At 69.5% G+C, this 20,087-nt stretch carries 20 protein-coding genes; 14 read left to right on the plus strand and 6 right to left on the minus strand.

The window, feature by feature from the left end; genetic code table 11:
* Positions 1-23: 23 nt before the first annotated feature.
* The 12 genes from plsY (at position 24) to sixA (ending at position 13,301) form a co-directional block, all read left to right on the plus strand.
* Positions 24-668, plus strand: a complete 645-nt coding sequence (plsY, locus tag AC1KAT_RS09905; RefSeq protein WP_480325313.1) for a glycerol-3-phosphate 1-O-acyltransferase PlsY — start codon at positions 24-26, stop codon at positions 666-668.
* 90 nt (positions 669-758) lie between these two features.
* Positions 759-1,691 carry a hypothetical protein gene (locus AC1KAT_RS09910; RefSeq protein WP_480325315.1) on the plus strand — a complete coding sequence of 311 codons (933 nt, stop codon included), beginning with the start codon at positions 759-761 and terminating at the stop codon, positions 1,689-1,691.
* The gene (gene recJ / locus AC1KAT_RS09915) at positions 1,688-3,412 is read left to right on the plus strand and encodes a single-stranded-DNA-specific exonuclease RecJ (protein ID WP_480325317.1); all 1,725 of its coding nucleotides are present in this window, start codon (positions 1,688-1,690) and stop codon (positions 3,410-3,412) included. Before AC1KAT_RS09910 ends, recJ begins: the two co-directional genes overlap by 4 nt.
* Before the next feature lie 135 nt (positions 3,413-3,547).
* Positions 3,548-4,837 carry a PQQ-dependent sugar dehydrogenase gene (locus AC1KAT_RS09920; RefSeq protein WP_480325319.1) on the plus strand — a complete coding sequence of 430 codons (1,290 nt, stop codon included), beginning with the start codon at positions 3,548-3,550 and terminating at the stop codon, positions 4,835-4,837.
* 75 nt (positions 4,838-4,912) lie between these two features.
* Positions 4,913-5,818, plus strand: a complete 906-nt coding sequence (locus AC1KAT_RS09925; RefSeq protein WP_480325321.1) for a 3',5'-nucleoside bisphosphate phosphatase — start codon at positions 4,913-4,915, stop codon at positions 5,816-5,818.
* Positions 5,819-5,827: 9 nt separating this feature from the next.
* Complete coding sequence (locus tag AC1KAT_RS09930; protein ID WP_480325323.1) at positions 5,828-6,757, plus strand: DMT family transporter; 930 nt, start codon at positions 5,828-5,830, stop codon at positions 6,755-6,757.
* A 17-nt stretch (positions 6,758-6,774) separates the two neighbouring features.
* Entirely contained in the window at positions 6,775-7,410 is a 636-nt protein-coding gene (locus AC1KAT_RS09935) for an L-threonylcarbamoyladenylate synthase (protein WP_480325325.1), read from the plus strand.
* A gap of 73 nt (positions 7,411-7,483) precedes the next feature.
* Complete coding sequence (locus tag AC1KAT_RS09940) at positions 7,484-8,677, plus strand: glycerophosphodiester phosphodiesterase (protein ID WP_480325327.1); 1,194 nt, start codon at positions 7,484-7,486, stop codon at positions 8,675-8,677.
* Positions 8,678-8,828: 151 nt separating this feature from the next.
* Complete coding sequence (locus tag AC1KAT_RS09945) at positions 8,829-9,698, plus strand: UDP-2,3-diacylglucosamine diphosphatase (protein WP_480325329.1); 870 nt, start codon at positions 8,829-8,831, stop codon at positions 9,696-9,698.
* Complete coding sequence (locus AC1KAT_RS09950; protein ID WP_480325331.1) at positions 9,695-10,774, plus strand: glycosyltransferase family 4 protein; 1,080 nt, start codon at positions 9,695-9,697, stop codon at positions 10,772-10,774. Before AC1KAT_RS09945 ends, AC1KAT_RS09950 begins: the two co-directional genes overlap by 4 nt.
* Positions 10,774-12,840: a polyphosphate kinase 1 gene (gene ppk1, locus AC1KAT_RS09955; RefSeq protein WP_480325333.1), complete on the plus strand. Its 2,067-nt coding sequence runs from the start codon at positions 10,774-10,776 to the stop codon at positions 12,838-12,840. The genes AC1KAT_RS09950 and ppk1 overlap by 1 nt, the downstream gene beginning before the upstream one ends.
* Positions 12,840-13,301 carry a phosphohistidine phosphatase SixA gene (gene sixA, locus AC1KAT_RS09960; RefSeq protein ID WP_480325335.1) on the plus strand — a complete coding sequence of 154 codons (462 nt, stop codon included), beginning with the start codon at positions 12,840-12,842 and terminating at the stop codon, positions 13,299-13,301. The genes ppk1 and sixA overlap by 1 nt, the downstream gene beginning before the upstream one ends.
* 43 nt (positions 13,302-13,344) lie before the next feature.
* On the opposite strand, the gene AC1KAT_RS09965 is transcribed toward sixA, so the two are convergent.
* Genes AC1KAT_RS09965 through ppx form a run of 3 tightly spaced genes read right to left on the minus strand, consistent with a single transcriptional unit; the run spans position 13,345 to position 15,801 of the window.
* On the minus strand, positions 13,345-13,770 hold the full coding sequence (locus AC1KAT_RS09965; RefSeq protein WP_480325337.1) for a VOC family protein: 426 nt from the start codon (positions 13,768-13,770) through the stop codon (positions 13,345-13,347).
* Positions 13,767-14,198, minus strand: coding sequence for a helix-turn-helix transcriptional regulator (locus AC1KAT_RS09970; RefSeq protein WP_480326533.1), 432 nt, complete (start codon positions 14,196-14,198; stop codon positions 13,767-13,769). Before AC1KAT_RS09970 ends, AC1KAT_RS09965 begins: the two co-directional genes overlap by 4 nt.
* Before the next feature lie 58 nt (positions 14,199-14,256).
* Positions 14,257-15,801 (minus strand): exopolyphosphatase, encoded by a 1,545-nt coding sequence (gene ppx, locus AC1KAT_RS09975; protein ID WP_480325339.1) that lies wholly within the window; start codon positions 15,799-15,801, stop codon positions 14,257-14,259.
* Between the two features lie 149 nt (positions 15,802-15,950).
* On the opposite strand from ppx, the gene AC1KAT_RS09980 reads away from it, so the two are divergent.
* Complete coding sequence (locus AC1KAT_RS09980) at positions 15,951-16,823, plus strand: dienelactone hydrolase family protein (RefSeq protein ID WP_480325341.1); 873 nt, start codon at positions 15,951-15,953, stop codon at positions 16,821-16,823.
* A gap of 129 nt (positions 16,824-16,952) precedes the next feature.
* Entirely contained in the window at positions 16,953-17,729 is a 777-nt protein-coding gene (locus tag AC1KAT_RS09985) for a ZIP family metal transporter (RefSeq protein ID WP_480325343.1), read from the plus strand.
* 30 nt (positions 17,730-17,759) lie between these two features.
* On the opposite strand, the gene AC1KAT_RS09990 is transcribed toward AC1KAT_RS09985, so the two are convergent.
* From AC1KAT_RS09990 to AC1KAT_RS10000, 3 genes are all read right to left on the minus strand, one after another.
* A complete protein-coding gene (locus tag AC1KAT_RS09990) occupies positions 17,760-18,194 on the minus strand; it encodes a universal stress protein (protein WP_480325345.1) in 435 nt (144 codons plus the stop codon).
* A 66-nt stretch (positions 18,195-18,260) separates the two neighbouring features.
* Positions 18,261-19,142, minus strand: a complete 882-nt coding sequence (locus tag AC1KAT_RS09995; protein WP_480325347.1) for a sulfurtransferase — start codon at positions 19,140-19,142, stop codon at positions 18,261-18,263.
* A gap of 12 nt (positions 19,143-19,154) precedes the next feature.
* Entirely contained in the window at positions 19,155-20,045 is an 891-nt protein-coding gene (locus AC1KAT_RS10000) for a DMT family transporter (protein ID WP_480325349.1), read from the minus strand.
* Between the last annotated feature and the right edge of the window lie 42 nt (positions 20,046-20,087).

Here is a 20,087-nt window from a genome sequence, read left to right on the forward strand (position 1 = left end):
ACCCGCCCGTTCGTTGCGCTGACATGACCTCCACCCTGCTCTCCCTCGCCGCGACCGTCGTCGCGTACCTGATCGGTTCGTTGTCGTTCGCGGTCATCGTCAGCCGCCTGATGGGCCTGAGCGACCCGCGCAGCTACGGTTCGGGCAACCCCGGCGCCACCAACGTGCTGCGCTCGGGCAACAAGACGGCGGCGATCCTCACGCTGGTGTTCGACGCGCTCAAGGGCTACGTGCCGGTGCTGCTGGTGCTGCTGTTCGGCGAACGCCACGGCCTCGAAGACGGCACCGTCGCGCTGGTCGGGCTGGCGGCCTTCCTCGGTCACCTGTGGCCGGTGTTCTTCCGCTTCCAGGGCGGCAAGGGCGTGGCGACGGCCGCCGGCGTGCTGCTGGCCTTCAACCCCTGGCTGGGCCTGGCGACGCTGCTCACGTGGATCCTGATCGCCGCGTTCTTCCGCTACTCGTCACTGGCCGCGCTGGTGGCTGCCGTGTTCGCGCCCTTCTACCAACTGCTCATCTGGGGCGGCAACCCGACCACCGCCGCCATCGTCGTGATGAGCGCGCTCTTGATCTGGCGCCACAGCGCCAACATCCAGAAGCTGATCGCCGGCACCGAGAGCAAGCTGTTCAGCAAGAAGGCGGCGACACCATCCCCAAAGGCCAAGCGCTGAAGCGCGGCGCGCACCGCCGCTACGAAGCGTTGCTTCTCACACCGGCGGTGAACCGAAGGGGCGGCGACCCGCCGCAGATAATCGCGCCCCATGCACCTGCTCATCCCCTTCGCTTCCGCGCTGTCCGAAGGCGCGAAGCGCGCACTTCACGAGTTGAAGCTGCCCCGGCTGGGCAAGCTGCTGGCGCGGCTGGCGCCCACCGAGCGGCTGGGCATCGACGAATACACCCTCACCCCGCCGCACGAGCGCGCCGCCGCCCAGCACCTGGGCTGGCAGGGCGACGACGGCTGCCTGCCCTGGGCCGCGCGGCTCGCGGTGAAAGACGGCGTCGCGGTCGGCGACAAGGCCTGGGGCCTGATGACGCCGGTGCACTGGCACGTGGCGGCCGAGCACATCAGCCTGGCCGACCCACGCACGCTGTACCTGACCGCGTATGAATCGAGCGCGTTCTTCGAGGCGATCCGCCCGCTGTTCGAAAGCGAGGGCTGGACGCTCGCCTGGGGTGCGCCCGACCGCTGGCATGTCGCGCACGACTCGCTCGACGGCCTGCCCTGCGCCTCGCTCGACCGCGTGATCGGCCGCAACATCGACCTGTGGATGCCCTCGCACCCGCAGGCCAAGCTGTTGCGCCGGTTGCAAAACGAAGTGCAGATGCTGCTGTACCAGCAACCCCTGAACGACCAGCGCGTGGGCCTGGGCGCCTTGCCGGTGAACTCGTTCTGGCTCAGCGGTTGCGGCCGGGCACAGCCCGAAACCCAAGCCGACACCCTGACCATCGATGCACGGCTGGTCGCCCCACTGCTGGCCGAGAACCCGGTGGCCTGGGTGAACGCTTGGCACGCGCTCGACGCCGGGCCCATCGCCGAATGGCTGCAACGCGCGCAAGACGGCGAAGCGGTGTCGCTCACGCTGTGCGGCGAACGCTTCGCACAGCGCTTCGAGCCGGCGCCACGCAGCCTGTGGTCGCGCCTGGGTCAGCGCTTCAGCAGCACCTCGCCGTTGCCCCTGCTGGAGGCCCTGTGAGCACCGCCCCCAAGATCGCCCGGCGCGACGCCCCGCCGCGCGCCGTGTGGGCGCTCGAACAGGCCGGCGTGCACCCGCTGCTGGCGCGACTGTTCGCCGCGCGCGGCGTGCGCAGCCACGACGAGCTCGACGACGGCCTGCAGCGCCTGCTGCCGCCCTCGGGCCTGCGCGGCGCGGCCGAGGCGGCGCGCTTTCTGGCCGACGCCCTCACCGCCGGCAAACGCCTGTGCGTGGTCGCCGACTACGACTGCGACGGCGCCACCGCCTGCACCGTGGCCTTGCGCGGCCTGGCGTTGCTGGGCGCGAAGCCCGGCACGCTGTGCTACGTGGTGCCCGACCGCGCGGTGCATGGCTACGGCCTCACGCCGGCCATCGTGGACCTCGCCCTCGAACAGCGCCCCGACGTGCTGGTGACCGTGGACAACGGCATCGCCAGCGTCGCCGGCGTGGCGCATGCGCGTGCCAAGGGGCTCGACGTCGTCGTGACCGACCACCACCTGCCCGCCAAAGAAGGCGACACCATCGTGCTGCCCGAGGCCACGGTGATCGTGAACCCCAACCAGCCCGACTGCGGCTTCGAGAGCAAGAACCTCGCCGGTGTCGGCGTGATGTTCTACGTGCTGCTCGCGCTGCGCAGCGAATTGCGCGCACGCGGCATGTTCACCGCCGACACGCAGCCCCGGCTCGACGCCTTGCTCGACCTGGTGGCGCTGGGCACGGTGGCCGACGTGGTGAAGCTCGACCCCAACAACCGCCGCCTGGTGGCGCAGGGGCTCAAGCGCATCCGCGCCGGCAAGATGCACCCGGGCGTGGCCGCGCTCTTCAGCGCCGCCGGGCGCGACCCCACGCGCGCCTGCGGCTTCGACTTCGGCTTTGCCCTCGGGCCCCGCATCAACGCCGCGGGGCGCTTGTCCGACATGTCGCTCGGCATCGAATGCCTGCTGACCGACGACACCACGCGCGCGGCCGAGCTGGCCCAGATGCTCGACACCATCAACCGCGAACGGCGCGAAGTCGAGTCGGGCATGCGCGAGCAGGCCGAGGCCATGCTCGACCTGCTGATGCCCGAGGGCGAGCCGCCGGCCGCCCTGGCGATCTACGACTCTGACTTTCACGAGGGCGTGGTGGGCATCGTGGCCTCGCGCCTGAAAGACCGCGTGCACCGGCCGACCTTCGTGTTCGCGCTCGGGCAAGACGGTTTTCTCAAGGGCTCGGGCCGGTCGATCGCGGGTTTTCACCTGCGCGACGCGCTCGATCTGGTGAGCAAACGTCACCCCGGTGTCCTGAAGAAATTCGGCGGCCACGCCATGGCGGCCGGCTGCACGCTGGCCGAAGAAGACTTCGACACCTTCGAGGCGGCCTTCCGGCAGGTGGCCACCGAGTGGCTCGACGCGGCCACGCTGTCGCGCACGCTGCTCACCGACGGGCCCTTGCCGGTCGAATACTTCAACGCCGAAACGGCGCGTTCGCTCGACGCGCAGGTGTGGGGCCAGTCGTTCGAGGCGCCGGTGTTCAGCGACGAGGTCGAGGTGGTCTCGCAGCGGCTGGTGGGTGAAAAGCACCTGAAGCTCGCGGTGCGCCACCAGGGCCAGGTGCGCGACGCGATCTGGTTCGGCCACAGCGAGCCGGTGCCCACGCGCGTGACACTCAGCTATCAGCTGCGCGTGGACGAATACAACGGCCAGCAGCGCGTGCAGATGGTGGTCGAGGCCGCGGGCTGAGCGTTCGGCGGCGGGCGTAGGTCGCGTCCGACAGCGGGTCGCGACACACACTGTCACTGCGGAATTGGGGCCCGACCCAGAATCTTCGCAGCCGCAGACGAGGCCTTGCTCGTCGCGTCGCAGCGAGGATGCCCGATGACACATGACTTCAGCCGCCCAGTGACCCCGGGCGTTCGCGCCAGAGCCCGGCGGTCGATCGACCGTGTGACGGCCAGTTGCGGCGGCATTGCCGTGATCGCGCTGCTGTGCCTGGCGATGGCGGCGTGCGGTAGCGGCGGCGATGGTTCGGCCGGGGTGTCGGCGCCGGGGTCTTCGGCGCCGCCGGCCGGCTCGCCTCCCGCGTCCTCGCCCACTTCTCCGCCGACCCCGACCGGTCCTCTCAACGCCACGACGCTCGGTGCACGCTTCCAGAACCCCTGGGGCCTGGCCTTCCTGCCCGACGGCCGCATGCTCGTCACGCAGCGCGGGGGCCAGATGGTCATCGCCTCGGCCGATGGCGCCACCGTGTCGGCACCGCTGGCCGACGTGCCCGCCGTGGCGGCGGTCGGCCAAGGCGGCTTGCTCGACGTGGTGCTCGACCCCGACTTCGACCTCGCGGCGAACCCGTGGATCTACTTCAGCTACTCCGAGCCCGGCAGCGGCACCGAGGCCGGGCTGTACGGCACGGCCGTGGCGCGTGCGCGGTTGGTCGGCAGCGCGCTGCAGGACGTGCAGGTGATCTTTCGCCAGTTGCCCAAGACCGACGGTCGCGGCCACTTCGGCTCGCGGCTGGTCTTCCGCGGCGACAAGACGCTGTTCGTGACGCTGGGCGAGCGCCAGTTGCTCGACCCGGCGCAAGTCCTGACCGGCCACCTCGGCAAGGTGGTTCGCATCAACCGCGATGGCAGCGTGCCGGCAGGCAATCCGCCGCTCGGCGCGAACGCCCGCCCCGAGATCTGGAGCTACGGCCACCGCAACCCGCAAGGCGCGGCGCTGCACCCGGTGAGTGGCGCGCTGTGGGTGCTCGAACACGGCCCGCAGGGCGGCGACGAACTCAATGTGGCGCGCGCCGGGGGCAATTACGGCTGGCCGCTGCGCAGCTACGGCTGCCACTACGGCGCACCGGGCAGCAACTGCCAGATCGGCGGCGGCACACACGCGCCGCAGTACGTCGAGCCGGTGAGCTACTGGGTGCCGACCTCCATCGCGCCGGCCGGCATGAGCTTTTACACGGGCACGCGGATTCCCGAGTGGCAAGGCAGCGTGCTGCTGGGCGCGCTGGCCGGCACCGCGCTGTGGCGCGTCGCGCTCGATGGCGAACGCGAGATCGGCCGTGAACGGCTGCTTGCCGAGCTGGGCGAACGCATCCGCGACGTGAAGCAAGGGCCCGATGGCTGGGTGTACCTGCTGACCGACAGCGGCAAGCTGATTCGCATCTCGCGCTGAGCAGGTGGCCGCCACGGCCGCCGTCCTTCACCCTCGCGACAACGCACAAAAGGGCCGATCCCTAGAATCGACCGGGTGAATTCACCCCAAGCGACACCCCCCCAGCAACCCACCGGCTGGTTGAACGCCGACCTGCACTGCCATTCGACCGTTTCCGATGGCACGCTGGCCCCCGAGGTGCTGGCGCAACGCGCGCATGCCAACGGCGTCGCCCTGTGGGCGTTGACCGACCACGACGAGATCGGCGGCCAGCGCCGCGCGCGCGATGCGGCGCTGGCGCTGGGCATGTCCTACCTCACTGGCACCGAGGTCTCGGTCACCTTCATCGGCATCACGGTGCACATCGTCGGCCTGGGTTTCGACATCGACGACCCGCGCATGGCCCAGGGCCTGGCCGCCACACGCGGCGGGCGCGAGGAGCGGGCGCGCGAGATGGCCGCGGGGCTGGCGCAGGTGGGCATCAAGGGCGCATTCGAAGGCGCGCTCAAGTACGTGGGCAACCCCGACCTGATCTCGCGCACGCACTTCGCTCGGCACCTGGTCGAAAGCGGCGTGTGCTCGGACACGCAAGAGGTCTTTCGCCGCTTTCTCGTCGAAGGCAAGCCCGGGTTCGTGCCACACCGCTGGGCCTCGCTCGGCGACGCCGTGCGCTGGATCACCGATGCCGGCGGCATGGCCGTCATCGCGCACCCGGGGCGCTACAAGTTCACGCCCAACGAAGAGTTCGCGCTCTTCACCGAGTTCAAGGGTCACGGCGGCCAGGGCGTCGAGGTGATCACCGGCAGCCACAACCAGGCCGACTTCGTGAAGTACGCCGACATGGCCATCGAGTTCGGCCTGTACGCCTCGCGCGGCAGCGACTTCCACAGCCCCGACGAAAGCCACATCGACCTCGGCACGCTGCCACCCCTGCCGGGCAAGCTGACCCCGGTGTGGGAGCCGCTCGCCGCGCGCATCGCACACCCGGCCGCCTCTGCCTGAGCCTGCCGCGTGAGCACTTCCCGACCGGCGAGCCGCCCGACGCTGGGCATCGCGCTCATCGTCGTGATGGCGGCGTGCTTCGCCACGATGGACACGACCATCAAGTACCTCGGCGCCTTCATGCCGGTGCTGCTGATCATGTGGGTGCGCTACGTGTGCCAGGCCGGCGTGATGGCGGTGTGGCTGCTGGTCGCGCGCAACGGCAGCTTCCGCGCCGCGCACCCCAAGTTCCAGGGCGTGCGGGGGCTCTTGCTGCTGGGCACCAGCGCGATGAGTTTCTTCGGCGTGCAGTACCTGCCGGTGGCCGAGTTCACCGCCATCAACATGCTCACGCCAGTGGTGGTGACGCTGCTGGCCGCTTCGGTGCTGCACGAGCGGGTCTCGGCGCTGCGCTGGGCGCTGGTGTGCGGCGGCTTCGTGGGCGCGCTGATCGTCATCCGCCCGGGCAGCGGGTTGTTCGGCTGGGCGGTGTTCTTTCCGCTCGCGGGGGCGCTGACCTACGCAAGCTTCCAGGTGCTGACCAGCAAGCTCTCGGCGCTCGAAAGCCCGTTCACCACGCACTTCTACACGGGGCTCACCGGCACGGCGGTGCTCACGCCGCTGCTGTGGCTGTCACCCATCGACGTGACCGGCGCGCTGGCAGCCGCCACACCTTTTCAGATCGGCCTGCTGTTCGTGATCGGCGCGCTGGGCACGAGCGGGCACCTGTTCCTCATCCTCGCGCTGGGGCTCGCGCCCACCTCGACGCTGATGCCCTTCGTCTATGTGCAGATTGCCGCAGCGGCGGCGGTGAGCTTCGCGGTGTTTCACTACGTGCCCGACGGCTGGGCCTGGGTCGGCATGGGTGTGATCGCCGCCTGCGGGGCCACCAGCGCCTGGCTCAACTCGCGCCAGGGCCGGCCGGCCTCGCCGGTGGCCGCCGATACCATCGCGGACTGACCCCGTGAGCGCGTGAGATGTCCCAGTACTTCGAAGTCCACCCCGAAAACCCGCAGCAGCGGCTGCTGAAGCAGGCCGCGCAAATCCTGCACGGCGGCGGTGTGGCGGCGGTGCCCACCGATTCGAGCTACGCCTTCGTCTGCCACCTCGACGACAAGAACGCCGTCGATCACCTGCGCCGCCTGCGCGGCATGGACGACAAGCACCACCTCACGCTCTTGTGCCGCGACCTGAGTGAACTGGCCAGCTATGCGCGTGTGGACAACAAGCAGTTTCGACTGCTGAAGCTGGGCACGCCGGGGCCGTTCACCTTCATCCTCGAAGCCACCAAAGAGGTGCCGCGCCGCGTGTCGCACCCCTCGCGCCGCACCATCGGCCTGCGCGTGCCCGAGCACCGCGTGCTGCAGGAACTGCTGGCGCAGTTCGGGCAGCCGCTGCTGGCGACGACGCTGATCCCGCCCGGCGAGACCGAGCCGATGAACGACCCGCACGAGATCCGCGAGCGCTTCGAGAAGCTGATCCAGGCCGTGGTCGATGCCGGGGCCTGCCCGATGGCACCGACCACCGTGGTCGATCTCACCGGCGATGAACCCGTGCTGGTGCGCCAGGGGCGGGGCGACCCGGCGCTGCTGGGTCTGTCGCCGCTCGACTGACGGCCCCAGGCCCGACACGACGCTTTCACACAGCGCCGATGAAATGCAGGGCTCCACCCACCGGAGACTTCGCATGATTCACCTGCCCGCGCTGCGCGTCAGCATCGCCCTGATCGCTTCGATCACCGGCCTGGCCGGCGCTGCCACACCCGCCCTGGCACACGAACACCGCACGCGCACCGACAAGGCCCCGGCGCCGCTTGTCATCGCCCACAGGGGCGCGAGCGGCTACGTGCCCGAGCACACGCTGGCCGCCTACTGGCTGGCCATCGAACAAGGCGCCGACTACGTCGAGCCCGACCTCGTGCCGACGAAAGACGGCGTGCTGGTCGCGCGGCACGAGAACGCCATCGCCATCCTGAACGCCGACGGCTCGGTGCGCGAAGCCACCACCGACGTGCACGAACGCCCCGAGTTCGCCGACCGCCGCCGCACCAAGACCATCGACGGCAGCACGATCACCGGCTGGTTCACCGAAGACTTCACGCTGGCCGAGCTGAAGACGCTGCGCGCCCGCGAACGCCTGCCCGCCCTGCGCGTGGCCAACACGCGCTTCGACAACATGTTCGAGGTGCCCACGCTCGACGAGGTGCTGGCCCTGGTGCGCGACGCGAACGAGCGCCGCAAGCGCGAGGCCTTCCAGCGCGGCGGCCCCAAAGCCGCCCAAGCGGTCAAGCCCATCGGCGTGTACCCCGAAACCAAGCACCCGACCTACTTCGACAGCATCAAGCTCTCGATGGAAGAGCCGCTGGTGCGCACGCTGCACCAGCACGGCTACGCGGGCAGGCACGCGGCGGTGTTCATCCAGTCGTTCGAGGTGGGCAACCTGAAAGACCTGTCGCGCATGACCCACCTGCCGCTGGTGCAGTTGCTCAACGGCGCGGGCCGGCCGTACGACTTCGTCGTGAAGGGCGACCCGCGCACCTACGCCGACCTTGCCAAGCCCGAAGGCCTGAAGGAAATCGCCACCTACGCAGACGGCATCGGCGCCAACACCAACCTGATGATCCCGTTGGTGAACGGCACGCTCGGCACGCCCACGACGCTGGTGCGCGACGCGCACGCCGCCGGCCTGATCGTGCACGGCTGGACCTTCCGCGCCGAGAACCAGTTCTTGCCGAACGAGTTCGACAGCAGCGCCACCCCGAGTGAGCTCGGCAACCTGGCCGGCCAGATCGACGCCTTCCTGTCGATCGGCATGGACGGCTTCTTCACCGACCACCCGCACCTGGGTGTGAAGGCGCGCGACGCGTTCGTAAAGAAGTGATGGTTCGAGGGCCGACCAGACCGTGCCGGCCCTTCGACACCCCCGGGCGAACGGGCTGAGCGTCGGGGCCTGCCAACCCCGGGCGCCCAGTCACCCAAGCTTCACACCCCCGCCACGCCCCGGTCACAGCCCGGCGTGACGATCAAGGCCCATGCAGATCGACGCCGCCCTCCTCCGCGCATGGACCGAAACACCGCCGCCCGGTGAGCGCTCGGACCCCGACCCCGACGACAGCGGCGGGCGCAAGCACCGCTACCGCAGCGTGTGGATCTCGGACCTGCACCTGGGCACGCCCGGTTGCCAGGCCCGGGCCCTGCTCGACTTCATGAAGCACGTCGAAAGCGAGCACCTCTTCCTCGTCGGCGACATCATCGACGGCTGGCAGCTGAAGCGCAGCTGGTACTGGCCGCAGGCGCACAACGACGTGATCCAGAAGATGCTGCGCAAGGCGCGCAAGGGCACGCGCGTGGTCTTCATCCCCGGCAACCACGACGAATTCGCGCGCCGCTACGTCGAGCACAACTTCGGCGGCATCGACGTGGCCGAAGACTGGGTGCACGAGACGGCCGACGGCCGCAAGCTGTGGATCATGCACGGCGACCTGTTCGACGGCGTCGTGCAATGCGCCAAGTGGCTGGCCCACGTGGGCGACACGCTGTACGAGTTCACGCTCAAGCTCAACCGCCACCTCAACTCACTGCGCGCGCGCATGGGGCTGCCGTACTGGAGCCTGTCGAAGTACCTCAAGCTCAAGGTCAAGCGCGCGGTCAGCTACGTGGGCGACTTCGAAGAGGCCGTGGCCCGCGAGGCGCGCAAGCGCGGCGTGCACGGCGTGGTGTGCGGGCACATCCACCATGCCGAGATGCGCGACATCGGCGGCATCCTCTACTGCAACGACGGCGACTGGGTCGAGAGCCTCACCGCGCTGGTCGAACACGCCGACGGGCGGCTCGAAATCCTCGACTGGGCGCAAGAGATGCGCGAGCGCCGCGTGCCGGCCAAAGCGGCGGCCCTCGCATGAAGCTCGCCCTCGTCACCGACGCCTGGCAACCCCAAGTCAACGGCGTCGTGACGACGCTGGTCGAGCTGCATGCCGGCGTGCAGGCCGCCGGCCACGAGGTGCTGCTGGTCGAGCCCTCGCAGTTCAGGCGCTTCCCGATGCCGGGCTACAACGAGATCGAACTCTCCTGGCGCCCGTACCGGCAGGTGGCTCGCCTGCTCGACGAAGCCCGGCCCGACGCGGTGCACATCGCCACCGAAGGCCCGCTGGGCACGGCCGCGCGCAAGCACTGCCTGCGCCGGGGCTGGAAGTTCACCACCGCCTTCCACACACGCTTTCCGGACATCCTCGCCAAGGCGCTGCACATTCCCGAGCGCTGGGGCTACTGGTGGTTCCGGCGCTTCCATGCGCCGTCGAGCGGCATCCTCGTGCCGAGCGCGGGCATGTACGAAATCCTGCAAGGCCACGGCTTCGCGCCGCTGCGCCACTGGTCGCACGGCGTGGACCTCAGCCTCTTCCAACCCGAACTGGGCGCCGACCTGGGCCTGCCCCGGCCGGTGTTTCTGTACGTCGGCCGACTCAGCCCCGAGAAGAACCTCGAGGCCTTTCTCGACCTCGACCTGCCCGGCTCGAAACTGGTCTATGGTGTGGGGCCACTTGAGTCGCTCCTCAAGCGGCAGTACCCGCAGGTGCACTGGCGCGGTGTGGTGCCGCGCCACGAGCTCGTGCGCGTCTACAGCGCGGCCGATGTGTTCGTCTTTCCCGGGCGCAGCGAAACCTTCGGCCTCGTGATGCTCGAAGCCATGGCCTGTGGCACGCCCATCGCGGCCTACCCGGTGGCCGGACCGCTCGACGTGCTCGAACCCCGGGGTGACGGCACGGACGGCGGTGTGCTGCAAGACGACCTGCGCACCGCCGCCCTGCAGGCGCTCGACGTACCCCGCGCGAACGCGCGCCGCCGCGCGCAGCAGATGGACTGGGCGCAGGTCTGCCGAGAGTTCATCGGCCACCTGGTGCCGGTGCAGTCGCCGGCCGTGACACATGACAAGACCATGACGGTCACGAAACCGTCGCAAAACGTTCATAAACTGAATTGATGCCTCCCGCTCCTGCCGCCCCTGCCGTGTCGTTGCCGCCTCTGCTCAACCGCGAACGCGCCATCCTCGAATTCAACCGCCGTGTGCTCGCACAGGCACGCCGCGACGACGTGCCGCTGCTGGAGCGGTTGCGCTACATCTGCATCGTGTCGTCGAACCTCGACGAGTTCTTCGAGGTGCGTTTCGCGGACTACATCGAGTCCGCGCGCATGCCCAACGCGGGCGTGTCGAACCGCGACCTCGAATCGGTGGCCGCCGACGCGCACGAGCTGATCGACCTGCAATACACGGTGTTCAACGACGAGGTGATGCCGGCGCTCAAGCAGCAGGGCATCCACATCCTGAACCACGCCGAGCGCAACGAGGCGCAACGCCGCTGGGTGAGCCTGTTCTTTCAGCGCCAGGTGCGACCGCTGCTGGTGCCGGTGGGGCTGGACCCCTCGCACCCCTTTCCGCAGGTGGCCAACAAGTCGCTGAACTTCATCGTGCGCCTGGGCGGCAAAGACGCCTTCGGCCGCGAGAACAGCATCGCCATCGTCAAGGTGCCGCGCGTGCTGCCGCGGGTGATGCGCCTGCCCGACGACCTGGCCGAAGGCGGGCAGGCCTTCGTGCTGCTGTCAAGCGTGATCCGCGCGCACCTGGACGAGCTGTTTCCGGGCCGCGAGGTCGAGGCGTTCTCGCAGTTCCGCCTGACCCGCGACTCCGACCTCGAAGTCGATGAAGAGGACGTCACCAACCTGCGCCAGGCGCTGCGCTCGGGGCTGACCACGCGTCACTTCGGCCAGGCCATTCGCCTGGAGGTGGTCAACACCTGCCCGCCGGAGTTGTCGGCCTTTTTGCTTGAACAGTTTTCGCTGCCGCCGGCGGCGCTGTACCTGGTCAACGGGCCGGTCAACCTGGTGCGGCTCAACGCCCTGATCGACGCGGCCGATGCGCCCCACCTGCGCTTCGCGCCGCACAACGCGCCGTGGCCCGCGGGCCTGTCGCGCGACGCGTCGATCTTCGAGCGCCTGCGCGAGGGCGACGTGCTGATGCACCACCCCTACGAATCGTTCGAGCCGGTGGTGCACTTTCTGCGACAGGCCGTGCACGACCCCGACGTGCTCGCCATCAAGCAGACGATCTACCGCACCGGCAGCGAATCGCCGCTGATGGACCTGCTGATCGAAGCGGCCCGCCGCGGCAAAGAGGTCATGGCCGTCGTCGAGCTGAAGGCGCGCTTCGACGAAGAGGCCAACATCAACTGGGCCGAACGGCTCGAAGCGGTGGGCGCGCAGGTGGTGTACGGCATCGTCGGCCTGAAGACGCACGCGAAGATGCTGCTCGTCACGCGCCGCGAGGGCAACCGCCTGAAGCGCTACGCCCACCTCTCGACCGGCAACTACAACCCCAAGACCGCGCGGCTCTACACCGACGTGGGCTACCTCACCGCCGACGCCGACCTCACCTCGGACGCCGACGCCGTGTTCCAGCAGCTCGCCAGCCTGGGCAAGACGCGCCCGCTGCGCCACCTGCTGCAGGCGCCGTTCACGCTGCACAAACACACGCTCGGGCTGATCCACCGCGTGCGCCAGGCGGCGCTCGACGGCAAGCCGGCGCGCATCGTGGCGAAGATCAACGCGCTGACCGACATCCCGCTGATCGAGGCGCTGATCGCCGCCGCCCAGGCCGGCGCCGACGTGGACCTGATCGTGCGCGGCGCCTGCATGCTGCCACCGGGCATCGCCGGTCTCACCGACCGCATCCGCGTGCGCTCGGTGGTGGGCCGGCTGCTCGAACACTCGCGCGTGCTGTACTTTCGCTGGGGCACGTCGAGCGACGACGAGGCGCTGTACCTGTCGAGCGCCGACTGGATGAGCCGCAACATGTTCCGCCGCATCGAGGTGGCCTGGCCGGTGCACCACCCCAAGCTGCGCCAGCGCGTGATCGACGAATGCCTGGTGCCCTACCTGCACGACGGCAAAGACGCCTGGCAGCAGCAGGCCGACGGCAGCTACCTGCGCGTGGGCACCGACGGACCCAGCGCACAACAGGCGCTGATGCGGCTGCATGGCGAGGAGGTGTGATGGACTTGATCCTGTGGCGGCACGCCGAGGCGCACGTCATCCGCGAAGGCCAGAACGACCTCGAACGCGCGCTCACGCCCAAGGGCGAGCGCCAGGCCCAGCGCATGGCCGAGTGGCTGAACCAGCGGCTCGCACATTCGACGCGCATCCTCGTGAGCCCGGCGCTGCGCACGCAGCAGACGGCCAAGGCGCTCGACCGCTCGTTCAAGACACTGCCTGGCCTGGCCCCCGAGGCCACGCCCGAAGCCGTGCTCAGCGCCGCGCGCTGGCCCGAAGCGAACGAGCCCGTGCTGGTGATCGGCCACCAGCCCACGCTGGGCGAGGTCGCAGCGCTGCTGCTGACCGGCATGCCGCACCCGTGGTCGATCAAGAAAGGCGCGGTCTGGTGGCTGCGCCAGCGCGAACGCGAAGGCGCCACGCAGGTGGTGCTGCAGGCGGTGATGGGACCGGACTGCCTGTGAGGCGCTGAGGGGCCCGACACCGACCCTGCGTGGGGTGCTGCGCCTACCCGCGGGGCGCCTGGATCATCTTCCAGCCGTTGCCCGCCGGGTCACGAAAGCCGGCATCGACGCTGCCGTAGCGATCGACCGGCTCTTGCGTGAATTCGACCCCGCGCTCGCGCAAGTGCCGGTAGGCGGCGCGGCAGTCGACCACGTTCAGCACGAGCGGCGGCATCGCGCCCTTGGCCACCATCGCGCGCAGCGTGCTGGCCGTGGCCTCGTCGTGAACCGGCGGGCCGGGCACGAACAGGCCGAGCTGGAAGGCGGGTTGGTCCGGGTGCTGCACCGTGAGCCAGCGGTAGCTGCCGTTGCGCACGTCGGTGTGCACCCGAAAGCCGAGCTTGTCCACATAGAAGGCCAGCGCCGCGTCCTGGTCGTCGACGTACACACCGACCACGCCGATGCCCTGCGGTTGTAGGTTTTGAGTCATGGTTTTTCCTTGTTGGTTGACCGTGACGCGTTTGTAGCGGCGGCCTCGCGGCGGCGCTTCTCCGAAACTGCTGTGGCAAGGTCCGGGCGCTGCGCGGCCCTCAGCACGCAGGCGGGCACGCGGTCGATCTGCTGCGCGCTTTCGCGGGCCTGCAGTCGCGCGGCGCTCGGGTCCTGGCCCACGATGTCTCGGAAGGTGCGGCCGAAGGTGCCGAGGCTTTCCCAGCCAGTGGCGAAGGCGATCTCGGTGATCGACAGTTCGGTGTCACGCAGCAGCGCCACCGCCTGCTCGATGCGGCGCGTGAGAAGGTAGCGGTGCGGGGGAATGCCGAAGGCCTGCTTGAACGAGCGCGCAAAGTGGGCCGGCGACACGCCGCTGAGTTCGGCCAGGCGGTGCACCGGCCACGCCTCGTGCGAGGCTGCGTCCATGCGGTCCTTGGCGCGCAGCAGGCGGCGCAGGACGGCCGGGTCTTGCGTCACCCCAGGCTCACTCCGGCAGCACCAGGCTCAGCATCCCGACGCGGTCCCAGGCCTGCACTTCTTCTTGCAGCAAGAACAGGGTGCGCGGTTGCGCCGCCGCCCACGAAGGCGTGAAGGCCAGCAGCGCTTCGTTGCCCTGCCGGTGCAGGCTCACCGCGCCGGCATCGACATCGGTGCGCGCATGGCAGATCAAACTCGCCACGCGCAGGCACATGGCCTGCCACGCGAACGACTCTTGCGCGAGCTGCGCCTCGACCTTGCGCAGGCCGCCGCGCTGCGCCAGCACCAGGTCGGCCAGGCGCCGCTGCTGCGACTGCGAGAAGCCGGCCGCATCGACGTGCCCGACGATATAAGCGCTGTGGCGGTGGTGGTCGTGGTGCGAGACCATCATGCCGATCTCGTGCAGCGCGCAGGCCCAGCCCAGCTCGCGCTTGGCCTGGGTGTCGCCGCGCGGCGCGACGCTCGCGTAGAGCACCTGCGCGACGGTGGCCACGCGGCGCGCCTGGGCGGCATCGACCTCGAAGCGGCGCTGCAGCTCGCGCACCGAGGCGTCGCGCATGTCGGCGGCTTCGCCGGTTGCGTCGGGCTCTGCGCCACCCGCATGCAAGCGGTCGTCGAGGTCGAAGATGACGCCTTGGCGCAGCGCACCGCGCGCGGGGTGCAGCACCTCGATGCCGAAGTGCGTGACCAAGGTGTAGAGGATGGCCAGCCCGCCGCCGATGACCGCGCGGCGATCGTCTTTCAGGCCGCCGAGGTCGAGCCGGTCGATGCGGCCCGCCTTGAGGCACTGGGCGATGCACCAGCGCAGGCCTTCGGGGGTGATCGCGCCGTCGCTCATGCCATTGGCCGCCAGCAGCTGCGACACCGCACCGGCCGTGCCCGACGAGCCCAGCGCTTCGCGCCAGTGCTGCGGGGCGAAAGGTTCGAGTGCTTCTTCGAGTTCGGCCCCAGCCGCGACCTGCGCGGCGCGGAAGGCCTGCTCGGTGAAGCGCCCATCGGCGAAGTAGCGCATCGACAGGCTCACGCTGCCCACGCGGAAGGACTCGGCGCGGATCGGCGTGCGGCCGCGGCCGAGGATCATCTCGGTCGAGCGCCCGCCGATGTCGATCACCAGCCGGGGTTCTTCGCTCGGCTGCAGGCGCGCCACGCCAGCGTAGATGAGGCGGGCTTCTTCGCGGCCCGAGATCACCTCGATGGGGTGGCCGAGCACGGTTTGCGCGCGTGCGAGAAACGCGTCGCGGTTGCGCGCCTCGCGCAGGGTTTGCGTGGCCACGGCCCGCACCTGCGACGGGTCGTAGCCTTCGAGGCGCTGGGCGAAACGCGCCAGGCAGGCCAGGCCGCGTTGCATGGCGGCTTCGGTCAGCAGGCTGTCGGCGTCGAGCCCGCCGCCCAGGCGAACGGTTTCCTTGAGGTAGTCGATGCGCTTGTAGCGACCCGGGCTGAGTTGGCCGATTTCGAGGCGGAAGCTGTTGGAGCCGAGGTCGATGGCGGCCAGGTGGTCCGGCCACCGCAGGTCGTCGGGAAGCGACGCCGAAGAGCGCATGGAAGTCATGCGCGGCATTGTCTTGGCTTTTTGCGACAGCTCCACTTCAGGGGCATGGGCTCGGCCCCTGCAGCCCGGGGGCCCTTCTTCCTAGAATGCGCCGCGCCATCAGCAGCCGCTCGGCCAGACACCTTCGTGCATCCCCCAAGGAGACCCGCATGCTTCGTGACGATGTGAACAGCCTCACCCCGACCCGCGACTTCAGCCGCCGTGACTTCGTGCAGACCACCGTGGGCTCGGGCTTCGCCGCCGCCGTGCTGCCGGTGAGCGCTCAGACGATCAAGACCGACAGCGACGGCCTGACCGCCGGCGAAGTCAGCATCCCGGTCGGCGACTTCAAGCTCCCGGCCTACCGCGCAGCGCCCGAGGGCAAGAAGAACCTGCCGGTGGTGATCGTCATCTCGGAGATCTTCGGCGTGCATGAACACATCGCCGACGTGGCCCGGCGCTTCGCCAAGCGCGGCTACCTGGCCATCGCCCCCGAGCTCTTCGTACGCCAAGGCGACGCGAAGGCGCCGATGGACATCAGCAAGCTGCTGTCCGAGATCATTGCCAAGGTGCCCGACGAGCAGGTGTATCGCGACCTCGACGCCACTGTCGCCTGGGCGAAGGCCCACGGCGGTGACGCGGGCCGGCTCGGCGTCACCGGCTTTTGCTGGGGCGGCCGCATGACCTGGCTGTACACCGCGCACAACCCGGCCGTGAAGGCCGGCGTGGCCTGGTACGGGCGGCTGGTGGGCACGGCCTCCCCCATCACGCCGCAGCAGCCGGTGGACGTGGCCGGCAAGCTCGCCGGCCCGGTGCTGGGGCTGTATGGCGGGGCCGACACGGGCATCCCGCTTGACACCATTGATAAGATGAAAACCGCTTTGGCCTCGGGCAGCGGTGCGGCGAAGAAGTCCGAATTCGTGGTCTACCCCGACGCCCCGCATGCCTTTCACGCCGACTACCGGCCCAGCTACCGCAAGGAAGCCGCCGAGGACGGATGGAAGCGCTGCCTCGATTGGTTCAAGGCGAACGGCGTGGCCTGACCTTCAGCGGCTCAGGCCGCGCGCCACCGCACAAAGCCGCCGCTGTGCGGCTTTTTTGTTGTGAGTCCGAAGGCTGCCAGGCCCGCGGACCGAGACGATCACACGCCCGATTCATCAGCACCGACCGGCATGACACTTTTCTACATCCTCGCGGCCACGTTCTCGGGTGGACTGCTGTCGGTGCTCATCTCGGCCAGCCTCACCGTCACGGTGCTCAGCCGCGTGGTGCACCACCTGGTCAGCCTCTCGACCGGCGTGCTGCTGGGCACGGCGCTGCTGCACGTGATGCCCGAGGCCTTCGAGAGCAACGCGGCGCCGCATGCCCTGTTCTTGACGCTGCTGGCGGGCCTGCTGTTCTTCTTCTTGCTTGAGAAGGCCGAGCTGTACCGCCACGGCCACCACCACGAAGACGACCACCACCACCATCACCACGGCTTCGACCGCCAGCAGGCCGGGCGGGGCGGCTGGAGCGTGCTGATCGGCGACAGCATCCACAACTTCTGCGACGGCGTGATCATCGCGGGCGCCTTTCTGGCCGACACGCAGCTGGGCATCATCACCGCGCTGGCCATCGTGTGCCACGAGATCCCGCAAGAGGTGGGCGACTACATCGTGCTGCTCAACGCGGGCTTCTCACGCCGCAAGGCGCTGTTCTACAACGGGCTGTCTGGGCTGGCGGCCGTGCTGGGCGGCGTGCTGGGCTACGTGGTCGTCGGGCCGTGGGAGCAGCTCTTTCCGTACCTGCTGGTGGTGGCCTCGAGCAGCTTCATCTACGTGGCGGTGGCGGACCTCATCCCACAGTTGCAGCACCGCCTGCCCCTGAAAGAAACGCTGACGCAGATCGCCTGGCTGGGCGCCGGCCTGGCCGTGGTGACGGCCGTGGTGAACGTGCTTCACACGCACTGAGGGGGTCCATCCGGGCCCGCCCGGCGGTGCTCAGCGCACCACGAGCACCGGGATCTTGGTGTGGGTCAGCACCTTCTGCGTTTCGCTGCCCAGCAGCAGCGCGGTCACCCCGCGGCGGCCATGCGAGGCCATCACGATGAGGTCGCAGTGCTCGCGGTCGGCGTGTTCGATCACGGCCTCCCAGGGGTGCAGGGCCTCGACGGTGTGGCCCTCGCAGGCGAGGCCCGCTGCCGTGCAGGCGTCTTGCACCTCTTTGACGCGGGCCGCGGCGATGCGCTCCTGCGCATCCAGAAACTCTTGCGGCGGCGTGGGCTGCATCTCAGAAATCGCGCTGTACGGGAACGGCTCTTTCACGCTGATGGTGAAGAGCTTGGCGCCGGTGGCGCGCGCCAGGCCGAGGGCCATCTCGGTGGCCTTGCCGCTGATGTCGGAGCCGTCGGTGGGCACGAGGATTCGCTGGAACATGGTCGCCTCCATCGGTGATCGGGCCGGTGGCCCGGCCCCGACCTTAGTGCGCGCAGCCGGCGAAGGTCAACCCGGCGCGCGCACCATGGGGCGATCGGGCTGCGAAGACCATTCGCTCCACGAGCCCGGGTACAGCGCCCCGCCATCGAGGCCGGCCACCTGCATGGCCAGCAGGTTGTGGCACGCGGTGACGCCCGAGCCGCACTGGTGTACGACGGGCAAGTGCTCGTGGCCGGGGCCGATGAGCGCGATGAACTCGGCGCGCAAGGTCTCGTCGGGCTTGAAGCGGCCGTCGGCTTGCAGGTTGTCCTTGAAGAAACGGTTCACCGCGCCGGGGATGTGCCCGGCCACCGCGTCGAGCGGTTCGACGAGGCCTTCGAAGCGCTCCGGCGCGCGGGCGTCGATCAGGCGCACGTGCTTGAGCCGCGCCTGAAGCGCCTCGGCCGTCCAGGTGACCCAGCCCTCTTCGCGCGTGGGGTACGGCGGCGTGGCGGTGCGTGGGGCCGGCAGCCCGGCTTCGATGGGCAAGCCAGCGGCCTGCCAGGCGGGCCAGCCGCCGTCGAGCACGAGCACGTCGGGGTGGCCCATCCAGTGCATCAGCCACCAGGCCCGCGCCGCGAACATCGCGCCCTGGCGGTCGTAGGCCACGACGCGGTGTGCGGGGGTGATGCCGCATTCGCCCAGCCAGGCGGCAAACACGTCGCGGTCCGGCAAGGGGTGGCGGCCGCGAAAGACGCCGTCGGCGCCGACCTTCGGCCCCGAGAGCTTGTGTTCGAGGTGCGCAAAGCGGGCACCGGGGATGTGGCCCTGCGCGTACTGCTGTTCGCCGGCGTCGGGCGCGGCGAGGTCGAAGCTGCAATCGAGCACGGCCACCGGGTGGCCCGAGGCGAGCAAGGCCTGCAGCGCCGGGGCGTCGATCAGGGGTGAGGTGGTGAGCGCCATGCTCATGCCGGGTCTCCTTCAGCCTTCGTTGACGGTGGTGGTGGCGTCTTTCGGGGCGGTCTTGCTGCGCAGCTGCGTCGCGCCCAGGCCCGCGCCGACGATGAGCAGCATGCCCATCAGCGCCATCCAGGTCACCGGATCATCGAAGATCAGCACGCCATAGACAAACGAAAACGCGATGCCCAGGTACTGCAAGCTGGCATTGACCAGGGTCTTGCCGGTCGCGTAGGCCCGCGTCATCAGCAACTGCGCCACGCTGGCGAGCGTGCCCACAGCCATCAACAGGGCAAAACCCTGCCAGGTGTGGCTGTGCATGCCAGTCCACAGCATGCTGGCCGCGCCGGCCACCGTGCCGCCGAGCGAGAAGTAGAAGACCACGCGGTACTCGGGCTCGCCCGCACGGCCGAGCGCCGTCACCTGCAGGTAGGCCGTGGCGGCCAGCATGCCCGACAACAGGCCGATCAGGCCGTGCCAGAGTTGGTCTTGCTCGATGGTCGGCCGCAGGATGAGCCCGACGCCCACGAAGCCCATCAGCACCGTGGCGATCAGCCGCCCATCGACCCGCGAGGTGCCCAGCATCACCGCCCCGCCGATGAGAAACAGCGCCATCCACACCGACGACATGTAGTTGAGCGTCACCGCCGTGGCCAGCGGCAGGTTGCCGAACGAATAGAACCACAGGCTGAGCGCCATCACCCCCGTGAGGCTGCGCCAGAAGTGCATGCCCGGCACCTGCGTGCGCAAGCTGCCGCGCTGGGCCTTGGCGACGATGAACAGCAGCACCGCCCCCACCAGGCCCCGGTAGAACACGATCTCGCCCGCCGGGTAGTAGGCCGAGGCGAGCTTGACGCACACACCCATCGTCGCGAACAGCAACGACGACACGATCATCAGGACGGAAGCAGGCATGGGGCCGACGCTAACAACGTCGGATCGTTCGTGCCGCCGCCT

This window comes from Piscinibacter sp. PDB5-1 (assembly GCF_056676035.1).